The 12,337-nt window shown below is 70.9% G+C and carries 5 protein-coding genes; 1 reads left to right on the top strand and 4 read right to left on the bottom strand.

Features of this window, described 5'->3' with window-relative positions; translation table 11 throughout:
* Positions 1 to 34: 34 nt before the first annotated feature.
* The 4 genes from V5F26_RS09235 to V5F26_RS09220 all read right to left on the bottom strand — a co-directional run bounded on the left by V5F26_RS09235 (position 35) and on the right by V5F26_RS09220 (position 10,742).
* A complete protein-coding gene (locus V5F26_RS09235) occupies positions 35 to 3,649 on the bottom strand; it encodes an error-prone DNA polymerase (RefSeq protein ID WP_394947433.1) in 3,615 nt (1,204 codons plus the stop codon).
* Positions 3,650 to 3,666: 17 nt separating this feature from the next.
* Positions 3,667 to 6,885: a Y-family DNA polymerase gene (locus V5F26_RS09230; protein WP_394947434.1), complete on the bottom strand. Its 3,219-nt coding sequence runs from the start codon at positions 6,883 to 6,885 to the stop codon at positions 3,667 to 3,669.
* The gene (locus tag V5F26_RS09225; protein WP_394947435.1) at positions 6,797 to 7,498 is read right to left on the bottom strand and encodes an ImuA family protein; all 702 of its coding nucleotides are present in this window, start codon (positions 7,496 to 7,498) and stop codon (positions 6,797 to 6,799) included. The genes V5F26_RS09230 and V5F26_RS09225 overlap by 89 nt, the downstream gene beginning before the upstream one ends.
* Positions 7,499 to 8,954: 1,456 nt before the next feature.
* A complete protein-coding gene (locus V5F26_RS09220; protein ID WP_394054651.1) occupies positions 8,955 to 10,742 on the bottom strand; it encodes a mechanosensitive ion channel family protein in 1,788 nt (595 codons plus the stop codon).
* Between the two features lie 543 nt (positions 10,743 to 11,285).
* Between V5F26_RS09220 and V5F26_RS09215 the strand changes: the two genes are divergently transcribed.
* Complete coding sequence (locus V5F26_RS09215; protein WP_394947436.1) at positions 11,286 to 12,266, top strand: NAD(P)H-dependent flavin oxidoreductase; 981 nt, start codon at positions 11,286 to 11,288, stop codon at positions 12,264 to 12,266.
* The last annotated feature ends 71 nt before the right edge of the window (positions 12,267 to 12,337 follow it).

Raw genomic sequence — 12,337 nt, 5'->3', positions numbered from 1 at the left:
CTGTCGGCATACAGGGGGGCAAGGGAAGGCGACGTCAGTGGAAATTCCGCCCCTTCGGCATGGCGGAGCCGGGATGCTCGCGGGGCATGGGAGCATGGGGCATGGGAGCATGGGGCGTGAGGCGGTCGGGTGCATCGGCGTCGGCGGGAGCGCCCCCATTGCGCGCCACGGACCGGGGGTCGGGCGGCGCTGCGGCGCCGGCTTCACCCAGATGCTCCAGAAGGTGGCTCCAATCCTCTACGCTTTCCGCCACCAGGTGGATCACGCTCTGCTCGTTCTGAAGCTTGCCGCGCACCATCACCAGCCGCGCCCCCAGCACCTGCGGACGAAACGCCTCGAACACACGCGGCCAGACGATGACATTGGCCCAGGCCGCCTCGTCTTCCAGGGTCATGAAGATGACGCCGCTGGCCGTGCCCGGCCGCTGGCGCACCAGCACCAGCCCGGCCAGGGTCAGCCTCTGCCCGCTTTTCATCCCGGGCAAGTCGGCCGCCGGCGTCACCCCGCGCCGCCGCAGCTCGGGGCGCAGGAACGCGAGCGGATGGGCCTTCAAGGACAGCTTCATGTGGCGATAGTCCGCCACCACCTGCGCCCCCGGCGGCAGCACCGGCAGGTCCACCTCCGGCTCATGCTCAAGGAAGGGCGCGGCGGGTGACGGGCTGGCCGGCGATGAAGCCGCACGGAATAGCGGCAGGTCGTCCTTGTCGCCGGAGCGGCGCAGGCCCTTCACCGCCCAGAGCGCGGCCCGCCGGTCGAGACCGAAGGCGCGGAAGGCATCGGCGTCGGCCAGCTTCTCCAGGGTGGAAGGCGGCAGGCCTGTGCGCAGCCAGACATCACGCACCGAATCGTAGCCCGCCCCACGCCGCGCCACGAGGCGCGCCATCTCCTCCGCCCGCAGCCCCTCGACCTGCCGGAAACCCAGGCGCAGCGCATGGGTGGAATGGATGTCGCCCGCCATCTCCCCATGGCGCGAATTCAGCCGGGCCGATGCCCCGGGCCCGTCGGCCGCCCCCATCCCGAGGGCCTCGCGCCCCCTGGCCACATCCGGCGGGGTCGGGGGCTGCGGGGCTCCATCCCTCGGCGCGGCCCGCTCCACGGCCATGCGCGCGGCGAGGCTGCCTCCATGCTCCGGCAGGGGAAGCGGCAACGGCGCGGCCTCCGGCTCCAAGGTGTGGTCCCAATGGGAGGCGTTCACGTCCACGGGGCGCACCTCCACCCCATGCTCGCGGGCGTCGCGCACCAGCTGGGCGGGGGCGTAGAAGCCCATGGGCCAGGCATTCATGAGCCCGGCCGCGAACACATCCGGATAGTGGCACTTCAGCCAGGCCGAGCAATAGACGATGAGGGCGAAGCTCTCCGCATGGGAGCGCGGGAAGCCATAGGAGCCGAAGCCCTCGATCTGCTTCCACAGGCTTTCCGCGAATTCGCGCGTATAGCCCCGCTGGAGCATGCCGGTGATGAGCTTGGCGTGGAAGGTGTGGATGGTGCCCACCCGCTTGAAGGTGGCCATGGCCCGCCGCAGGGCATCGGCCTCCCCCGCCGAGAAGCCGGCGCCGACCATGGCGATGCGCATGGCCTGCTCCTGGAACAGCGGCACGCCGAGGGTGGATTCCAGCACCTCCCGCAGCTCGGGCGAGGGATAGTCCACCGGCTCCAGCCCCTGCCGGCGCCGCAGATAGGGATGCACCATGCCGCCCTGGATGGGGCCTGGCCGCACGATGGCCACCTCCACCACCAGGTCCTGGAAACGCTCGGGCCTGAGGCGGGGCAGCATGGTCTGCTGGGCCCGGCTCTCCACCTGGAACACGCCGATGGAATCCGCGCGCTTCAGCATGGCATAGACCCGCTCATCCTCCGCCGGCACGTCGCCGATGCGCGTCATCTCCAGCCCATAATGGCGTTCCAGCAGGCCGAAGCATTTCTTCACCGCCGTCAGCATGCCCAGGGCCAGGATGTCCACCTTGAGCAGGCCGATGACCTCGATGTCATCCTTGTTCCATTCGATGATGGGCCGCTCCTCCATGGCGGAGCGGGTGAGGGGCACGATCTCGTCGAGCCGCTCATGGGTCACCACCATGCCGCCCACATGCTGGGACAGATGACGCGGAAAGCCGATAAGGGCCTTCGTCAATTCCAGCACGCGGGCAAGCCGGGGCTCGTCGGGATCGAGGCCGAGCCGGCGCGCCTCCTCCGCCTTCACCCCGCCCGACGACCAGCCCCAGATGGTGCCGGCGAGCGCGCCCACCAGATCTTCCGAAAGGCCGAACGCCCGCCCCACCTCGCGCACCGCCGAGCGCGAGCGATAGGTGGTGGTGGTGGCCGTGAGCCCGGCATGGGCGGCGCCGTAGCGGCGATAGATGAAGGAGAGCACCTCCCCCCGCCGCTCGTGCTCGAAATCGATGTCGATATCCGGCGGCTCGCCGCGCTCCTCCGAGATGAAGCGCTCGAACAAGAGCTCGGTGCGCATGGGGTCCACGTCGGTGATGCCGAGGCAGAAGCACACCGCCGAATTGGCCGCCGAGCCGCGCCCCTGGCACAGGATACCCGCCCCGCGCGCGAACCCCACGATCTCGTGCACCGTGAGGAAATAGGGCGCGTAGGAGAGGCGGCCAATGAGGTCCAGCTCATGGTCCAGCGCCTTGATGACCTTATCCGGCACTCCATCGGGATAATGGGCGGCCGCACCCGCCCAGGTCAGGGCTTCCAGCGCCGCCTGGGGACTGGAAAAACCCTCCCGCACCTCGCGCGGATAGCTGGGCTTCAGCTGATCGAGGGAGAAATTCAGGCTCTTGAAGAAGACATGGCTCTCCTCCACCGCCTCCGGCAAGGCACGGTAGAGGCGGGCCATCTCCGCCGCCGGCTTCAGGTGCCGCTCGCCATTGGCGGCAAGGCGCGTGCCCGCCTCGTCCAGGCTCACATGGTGGCGGATGGCGGTGAGCACGTCCTGCAACGGGCGCCGGTCGGCATCGTGATAGAGCGCGTCCAGGGTGGCGAGGAGCGGGAGGCCCGCCTCGGCGGCCAGCGCCTTCAGCCGGGCGAGGCGGCGGGCGTCGTCGCCCCGAAAGGTGACCGGCGCGGCGAGCCACAGCCAGCCCCCCGCCGCCGCCCTCAGGCCGGCGAGGAAGGGCGCGAAGGCTCGGGGCAGCCGGCGCGGCGGCATCACCACCAGGTTGAGCCCTTCCGCCCAGGCCAGGAGATCGTCCAGGGTCAGGATGCAATCGCCCTTTTCCGCCCGCATGTTGCCGGTGGTGAGCAGGCGGCACAGGCGGCCATAGGCGGCCCGGTCACGCGGATAGGCGAGGATGTCGGGCGTGCCGTCGGCGAAGACGAGGCGCGCGCCCACCGCGAGGGGAAAGCCCTGCGCCTTGGCCTTGGCATGGGCCCGCACCACCCCGGCCAGGGTATTGCGATCGGCGATGCCGATGCCGCGATGGCCGAGCGCCTGCGCCGCCGCCACATATTCCTCGGGATGGGAACCACCGCGCAGGAAGGAAAAATTGGTGGTGACGGCCAGCTCCACGAAATCCGGCTCCGGCGGGCGCGATGGCGGAGGCGAGCGATGACGGGCCGCGCGATGCTCCGGCAGGCGCACGACCGGCCCGACGGCGGGCACTTGCGGTGGCGCGGACCGGTTCGGCGATGAATCCATTGACGAATCCATGGCGCTCACCCGAACAGGCCGTGGATGAACCAGGCCGGCTTGCCGCCCGCGCCATAAAGGCCCGCGCGGAACAGCCAGAAGCGATGGCCCGCAGCCGTCTCCACCCGAAAATAATCGCGGGCGGGCGGCTCGGCGCCCGAGCGCCACCATTCGGCGGCGATGCGTTCCGGCCCCTCGGCGCGCGCCACCACATGGCTCACCCGGCGCCAGCGGAAGCGGATGGGCGGGCCATCGGGCACCTCGGCCACCGCCTCCACCGGCTCCGGCTTGTCCAGCAGGCGCAGCGGCCGGGCCGGGCCGGCAAGATCCGGCTCGTCATCGGCCCGAAGCACCGCCCGGCCGCCCATCCGTCCATCCCCGCGCCGAGTGGGAGCCCCGTCCCGTCGCCCCGGGCCACGGCCCCCCGCCGCAAGCGGGCCAGCCTCCTCCCACCCCGCCCCCGCAAGCGAGAGAGGGCTTTGCCCGCCCCCATCCGAAGCGCTCCCCTCCGCGCACAGAGGGAGCCCCCCTGCGGCTGATGGCGGAAGCCGACACTCCGGTGGGAAAAGGCTTACGTCCCGCTCAGCCGGCGCCAGCCCTCTCCCCCGCTGGCGGGAGAGGAGTTCAGACGGCTCGGAAGGCAGCTCCATTCCAGGCGCGCAGCTCCTCGCCGAGATCAACGGAAGGTCATCCCCATGACCGGCGGGGACGAGCTCCCCCACCTCCGGCCCCCCCGCCCGCCCTTGCGTGCGGAAGGAGGCTTCGCACGGCTCGGAAGGTGACGTCATACCAAGCGCGGAGCTCTCCGCTGCGCTGGGCAGGAGACTGCCCCTGTTCCCGGCGGATGCGGGTTTCTCCTGCGTCGCCTCCCGCAGAACCTCTCTCCGCAGGGGGGAGAGGAATTCAGACGGCTTTGAAGACGCCCCGACTTCGGACGCGGCGCTCCCCGCTGCGGAGAGCGGGAGACTGTCCCGGTTCCCTGCAGGCCCGGTCTCCCCCACCTCTGGAGCTCTCTCCCGCCCCGGCGTGCAGAGGAAGGCTTCGCACGGCTCAAAGGACAGCCCCATTCCGGCCGCGTCGTGTCCTGCTGCGGTGGACAGGAGACCGCCCCCATTCCCGGCAGGTTCAGGCCGTTCCTGCGCCGCCCCGTTCATGGCCTTCCCCCGCAGGCGTGAAAGGAGGTCCGGCGGTGCGAACGAGGACTCCGCTTTGGGCGCCGCGCTCCCCGCCGCGGAGAGCGGGAGGCGGCCCCCACTCCTGGCGGGGACGAGCCCCCCCACCTCTGGCATCCCAGCCCGCCCTTGCGTGCGGAAGGAGGCTTCGGACGGCTCGGAAGGTGACGTCATGCCAAGCCTGGCGTCACCTGCTGCGCTGGGCAGGAGGCTGTTCCTCTTCCCGCCGGGTGCTGGCTCCTCCTGTGCCGCCCCCTGCAAAATCTCTTCCCCCAGGGGGGAGGGGGCTGCGGATGGCGGCTCCATTCCGGGCGCGAGGTTCCCTGCTGTGGCGAGGGGGAGGCCCTCCTTATTCTCGACAGGCGCGAGCTCCCCCGACACCGCAGGCACGGGCTTCCTTGGCGCGATGGGCGGCAGGCCTCCCCCATTCCCGGTGGGTGCGGGCTCCACAGGCACCGGCTCACTTCCCCACGAGAGAGAGAGGGTTGCGGGAGACGCTGGCGTGGTCCAGGCCGTGGCTGCCGGCTCTTGTGTCACCACGGCGCCGCCCCTCCCGCTTGCGGGGAGGAGTTGGGCCGCGCGAAAAGCCGAGGCCGGGAGGAAACCCGGAGCCTGGGACATCGCCCCATCAGCCGACCTCCAATCAAGGGCGGCCCCGCCATCGCGCCCGCGCGCGCCAACGGCTTCCAGGCGCGAAGGCAGGCGAGGGCCGCCCGGCGGAAGGTCACGGGGCAGACCGGACAGGAGCCCCCCGACCCGCGCCCCCTCCGCGTCATCTCCCACCGGGCCCACGCCTGCGGCGCCCGGCGGCTCCAGGGCCTCCAAGGCCACGGCGGCGTGCGCCCAGCCGCCCGCAGTCTGGGCCGGCACGTCCCCGGCGGCTTCCTCCGGCACGTGGCGATCCGCCAGCACGAGACGGCGCACCCGCGCCGCGCCGAAGCGGGTGGTGAGCCGGTCCACCAGCTCGTCCAGGGCCCCGGCCCCCTCATCCCCCGCGCCGAAACCCTCTTGATGGGCGGACAAGGGCGCGGCCTCACGCACCGCAAGGCGCACCAGCTCGAAGCCAAAGCCCGGATCGAGGCTGGACAGGGCCGCCACCTTCTCGGCAAACAGGCGGCGCACCACCAGCGGGTCGCGCAAAGGCCGGCTGGTGCCGATGCCGAGGCGGGTCACCTTGCCATCCACCCGGAACAGGACCAGATCGAGCCGCCGCGCGCCCATGCCGTGCCGCTCCATCGCCTCCGCAAGGGTCGTGGCGAGGTGGGCGGCGAGGCCCAGCACATCCTCCACCCGCTCCACCGGTTCGGGCAGGTTGCGCTCGGCGCAGAAGACGGGGGCTGGAAAGCGATAGTCCATGGCCGCCGGGGCATGGCCCAGCGCCTCGTCGAGCCGCCGCAGCAGCCCCGCGCCGAAACGGGCGGCGAGCGGCGCGCGCGGCTTGCCATAAAGATCACCCACCCGGCGGAAGCCGAGCCGGGCCAGCGCCTCCACCTCCGCCCCGCCGAGCCGGAGAGCCTCGAGCGGCAGCGGCCCAAGCAGCACCGCCAGATCCTCCCCCGGGGGTACCACCGCGCCGCCCCGGCCGGCGGCGAAGCGGGCGAGGGCGAAGGCCGCGCCACGGGTGGCGGCCAGCGCCGCCTGCCCCGCGAAGCCCGCTATCGCCACCCGGCGCAGCAGGTCGCGCACCAGCCCTTCCTCGCCACCGAACAGATGGGCGCAGCCGGTGACGTCGAGCACCAGCCCATCGGCACCGTCGAGGCCGATGAGGGGCGTGTAGCGCTCGCACGCATCAGCCAGATGCTCCAGCATCCGCGCCGCCGCGTCCGGCTCCGCCTCGCTCACCGCCAGATCGGGATGGCGCGCCCGCGCATCGGCCAGGGCAAGGCCCGGCTCAAGGCCGAGCGCCGCGGCGGCCGTGTTCACGGCGATGAGCCGCAGCGCGCTTTTCTCCATCGCCACCACGGCACGCGGACAGGCCCGCGCCTCAGGCGACATCCTCCGTTCCACGAGATCCGTGGGCAGGCGAGGCAAGGCGAGGCTCAGATAGCGCCGCTGCGACGCGCCCGCGCTCATGCCCGCTCCTTTCGCCCGGCGCCGGCTGGAACACCCCCGTGTCGAACATCAGCCGCCATTCTCCCGTGGGGCCGAAACGATTGCGCGTAAGGCGGGCGAGGAAGCATGGGGCCCCGAGGCCGCCGAAGCCATCCGCCGCGGGGCTCGGCAATGTCGAGATCCGCCAGCGGGTAAGGGCGGCACAGGGCGAGGGGTCCGCCTTGTGGCGCAGCATCAGGCCGAGACGAGGGGACCCCTGGGCGGCCAAGGCGAGGCGCCGCGTGGCGGTGAGCACCTCCGGCACCGGCGACAGGAACTCTCCCAGAACCGCGGACAGGCCGGCACATTTCAAGCCCTCCTCCATCACGAACAGCACATCCTGCGGCTTGCGCACGCGCACCAGCAGCAGCGCCTCGGGCGGCAGGCCCAGCGCCGCCAGCCCCGGGCCGTAGAGGCGTCCCGCCTCCCACTCCGCCACCTCCTGGCAGGCCAGCAGAACAGGCCGCCGCAGCCCCGCCGCGGCCCGCGCGGCAAGCCCCACGGCGAAGGCGACAAGCGGCCCCTCCTCTCCCGGCATGCCGGCCAGCTCGTGCAGCGCCCCGCAGGACAGTCCGCCGCCGAGAGCCGCATCCACCTCCCGCACCCCCAAAGGCAGGCGCGAGGGCCCGGCTGCGGGCCGCCCCCAGGCATCGGCTCCCCCCGCCCAGCCGCGAGCATTTCCCGGCACGGCAGGGGCCCCAGCACGGAAGGAGGGGCGCTCGACCGAAGCGCCAGGCCTCGTCCCCTCTTCCCCCACCGCGACAGGGGCGGAACCCGGCGACGGGATCTCCGGAAAACCGCCATCGCGCGGCACGCGAGACCGCTTGGCCTCCGCCCCACCGTCAGTCGACTCCGGAACGGCCAAGGTGGGAGGTGAAGCCTCCGACAACGTGCTGGGGGGAAGCGGAGAAGCCACCTCCCCCGCCATCGCGACAAGGTCGGGGCCTCGCGGCGAGGCCTTAGGGAAGCCACCATCGCGCCGCGCGCGAGACCGGTTGGCCTCCGCCTCACCATCAGGCAGCTCCGGAACGGCCAAGGCGGGAGGTGGAACCTCCGACAAGGCGCCGGGAGGCAGCGGGGAAGCCTCCACCACCCTCGTCATCGCGACAGGAGTGGAACCCCGCGGCAGGGTTTCAAGGAAGTCTCCATCGTGCCGCGCAGGAGACCGGCTGGCCTCCACCTCACCGTCATGCGGCTCCGGGACGGCCAAGGTGGGAGGTGGGGCCTCCGACAAGGCGCCGGGGGGCAGCGGGGAAGCCACCGCCCCCGTCATCGCGACAGGAGTGGAGCCTCGCGGCGGGATCTCAGGGCAGCCACCATCGTGCCGCACGCAAGACCGCTTGGCCTCCGCCCCGCCGTCAGGCGACTCCGGAACGGCCAAGGTGGGAGGTGAAGCCTCCGACACCGTGCTGGGGGGAAGCGGGGAAGCCACCTCCCCCGCCATCGCGACAGGAGTGGAACCTCGCGGCTGGATCTCAGGGCAGCCACCATCGTGCCGCGCGTGAGACCGGTTGGCCTCCGCTTCACCATCAGGCAGCTCCGGAACGGAGAAGGTGGGAGGTGGGACCTCCGACAAGGCTCGGGGGGGCAGCGGGGAAGCCACCTTCCCCGCCAGCGCGATAGGGTCTGTGCCTCGCGGCAGAGCCTCAGGAGAGCCACCACGGCTCCGCGCGGGAGACCGACAGGCTTCCGCTCCACCATCAGGCCGTTCCGGAACGGAGAAGGCCGGAGGTGGGGCCTCCGACAAGGCACAGGAACTCAGCGGGGAAGGCGCCTTCCCCTTCCCTGTCCGCGCGGGGAAAGTGGTGTCCCATTCCCCGGCGTCCGCGGGCGGCTCCGGATTGGAGGCAACCCGCATCGGGGCGGGGAAAGCCGGCGGCGCCCCGCCGCGCTCCATGGCGGCGATGATGCCGCGCAGACGTGCGAGGTCGGCCGCGGTGCGGGGGGCGCGCGGAGATGACATGACGGTTCGTCCGCCTCTGTGTTCACTGTTTGTTCTAGATAGATTCCGGAAACGACGGGGGGAGTCAAGCGCCCCACCCGGCCCAGGGTTAACGGCGCCCCTCGACGGAAGTGGCGGAGCCCTCCCGCTCCTGGTCCGCCGCGAGGCTGGCCATCTGGGCGGCGATCTCGGACTGCCTTGCGGCGTCGATGCCGGTGTCTCGGGCGAGATACGCGGTCTGGCTTGGAAAGGCGAAGCCCGTCCCCGCCGCCGCCACCACCTTCGCGACATCGAGCAGCAAACGCTCCTGGATCCTCAGGAATTCCTCGTAATCGGTGGTCAGCACACCGGCCCGGATCTGGATGGTGATGGCACTGTCGGCGAAGCCCGTCAGGGCCACGCGGGGCAGGCTGCCGGTCTTCTCGACCATGGGGTGCGCCCGGAAGATGCGGCGCAGCTCGGTCAGCAGCCATTGCAGCTGCTCGGGCGAGGTTTCATAGCGCACGCCGATCTCGTGCAGGAACAGGCACTTGTCGCGCCTCGACACATTCACGATGTGCCGCTTGGCGAGATCGCCATTGGGCACCGTAATCAAGGTGCCATCCAGCCCGCGGATGCGCACCGAGCGCGGGCCGATGGCCTCCACATCCGCCAGCTGTCCCTCGAAGCGGATGGAATCGCCGATCCGGAACGGCCGGTCCGCGAAGATGGACAGGCCCCCGATCAGGTTTTCCAGGGTGGACTGGGAGGCGAGCGCCACCGCGATGCCGCCCACCCCGAGGCCCGCCACCAGCCCCAGGGCCGGAATACCGATATTGTTCGCGCCATAAAGCAGCACCACCGCCACCGCCAGAATGGAGCCGAGGCGCGCGGCCAGGCGCAGCAGGTGTGCATCATAGCTGTTGTCGGGAATGCGCGGCGAGGCGATCACCGCCTCCGCCAGGAAGAAGCAGGCGTTCCACACCAGCCACGCCCCGGTGGCGTACAGGACGATGTTGGAGAAGATGCTCTCGCCGCTCGAGAATTCGCCGGAGAGGTGGATCTGCATGCGGATGAAGGCGGCCGCCAGCAGATACAGCACGATGAGCAGCAGCGGCGTCGAAAGCCGCCAGCCCAGGTGCCGCACGCGCCCACCGCCGCGCCCGGCGCGCCGCGCCAGCCGGCTCCACAGCCACACCGCCACGAACACCGCCAGCACCAGCACCACCGAGAGCACCGCCTTCCACAGTGGCGTATCGAGCACCAGATAAGCGGCTGTCGGCAGCCGGTCCTGGATGCCATCGGGAAACAGCGGCCCCGTGAAATTGACCTGCACCCGGTGCCAATCATCGAACATCACCGGCCGAAGAGGCGGCCGGCCGATGAGCAGCGCATAGTCCCGGGGCAGCCCCTCCAGGCTGTCGGCCGTGAACAGATATTCGCCGGCGCGCGGCCCGCTCTCCACCCGGGCAATGGTGATGTCGCTGCCGGGAATCTCCCATTTCGCCGGCAGCTTGCCCCAGTCCCGGCCCGGCGCGCCGGGAATGTCGGCAGCCGGTACTTCCGGCAGGCGGTTCAAGATATCCACGAGATAGGTGATGCCGGCACTGGCCACCTTCTCGCGGATCGCCGGCGGCAGGGGCTCCAGATCGAACAGGCGCTGCGTGCGCAGCACGGTGGAGAACATGGCGAGCTCCCCCACCCGCGTCTTGTGCGCGTCGTAATCGACGTAGGCCTTTTCCAGCCGCCGGGTCTGCCGCATGAACGACTGGAAGGTCGCGCTGGGGCTCGATGTATCGAGGGGATCAAGGGGGCTGTCCGCGCCACTGGCCACTTGAGGGGCGCTGCCCGCCGGCTGCGCCGGGCTTGAGGGCGCGACATCCGCCCGCGCCGCCCCAGCCTGAGCCAGAACGATCACCACAAGAACCATCAAGGGGAGCAGGCCGCGCCGGATGGCCGCAAGCCAAGCCCGAGCAGCGCCCCAAGCCCGAGCAGCGCCCCAAGCCCGCGCAGCGCCCCAAGCCCGAGCAGCAGGCCTAGCGCGCGTGGCTCCGCACGCCTCAGCGGCAGCCATCCACCCCCAATGCTTCGCGCCGGAATGAGCCGCGCCCCAGAATGCGCCCTCTCGAATCACACCCATGCTCCGCCCGTTCCCACGCCCCGCGGTCTTGCGCCGCAAGATAGCAAGGGCCTGGCGCCATGGCGCGTGTCAAGGAACGCCATCCGCCCTCTCCCGCATCTTTTCCGGCCCCATTCCCGACGCACCGCGCCGCGACAGGGCATTCCCTTGCGGATGGCATTGCCGGAATTGACAGCGCCTTCACCTATAGGTCAACTCACGCATCCGGTTCGCCAGGGGCCATGGCCCCGCGAAAGAGTGGCACGTAGAACGCCGCCGCCGGCCAACAGGCTCCGCCGGCCAACAATGACCGCCTGTCCTGGCGGATGGAGGAACATGCCCATGCTCGAAGCCAAACCCTTGCCCGCGCCGCTCGAAGGTCGCCTTGCCGTGCCGGCCATCGCCGCGCCCATGTTCCTGGTCTCAGGACCGGATTTGGTGGCGGAGACCTGCCGGGGCGGCATTCTCGGCACCTTCCCCGCCCTCAATGCGCGTTCCACCGAACTCTATGGCGCGTGGGTGGACGACATTGCCCAGCGCAATGCCCGCGCGGGCGCGGCGGCGCCCTTCGGCGTCAATCTCATCGTCCACAAGACCAATGCGCGCCTTCAGGCCGACCTCGCCGTGACGGTGGAAAAGAAGGTGCCGCTGGTCATCACCTCCCTCGGCGCGGTGCGCGAGGTGGTGGAGGCGGTGCATTCCTATGGCGGGCTCGTGTTCCATGACGTCATCAGCCGCCGCCATGCGGAAAAGGCCATGGAAGCGGGGGTGGATGGCATCATCGCCGTGTGCGCGGGCGCCGGCGGCCATGCGGGCACCTTGAGCCCGTTCGCCCTCATCGGCGAAATCCGCCGCTTCTTTGCCGGCACCCTGGTGCTCTCGGGCGCCATCTCCACCGGCGCCCACATCGCGGCGGCACAGGTGATGGGGGCGGATCTGGCCTATCTCGGCACCCGCTTCATCGCCACCAAGGAGAGCCTTGCGCCCCAGGAATTCAAGGAGATGATGCTTTCCTCCGCCGCCGAGGACGTTCTCTACACCGACGCCGTTTCAGGCGTGAACGCCAATTTCCTGAAGCCGTCCCTCATCCGCGCGGGGCTTGATCCGGCCAATCTCAAGAAGCATGGCGGGCTCGACATGGCCAACGAGGCCAAGGCCTGGCGCGATGTGTGGTCCGCCGGGCACGGGGTGGGCGCCATTGCCGATATCCCAGCCGCGGCCGAGCTTTGCGCCCGCCTCACGCGGGAATATGACGACGCTCTCGCCACCGCCGCCGCCCGCATCACCATGCGCCGCGCGCGGGAAATGGCCGCCGCCTCGTAACGCAGGACGCGGCGTCCGGACGGCAAGACCTCGCTCATTGAACTGACAGGTTCTGCACGCCGCCCGGTGTC

Source organism: Xanthobacter variabilis (assembly GCF_043831965.2).
In the GTDB taxonomy this organism is placed as follows: domain Bacteria; phylum Pseudomonadota; class Alphaproteobacteria; order Rhizobiales; family Xanthobacteraceae; genus Xanthobacter.
The sequence above is the reverse complement of the archived record's forward strand: the minus strand, read 5'-3'. Positions and strand labels throughout refer to the sequence as shown.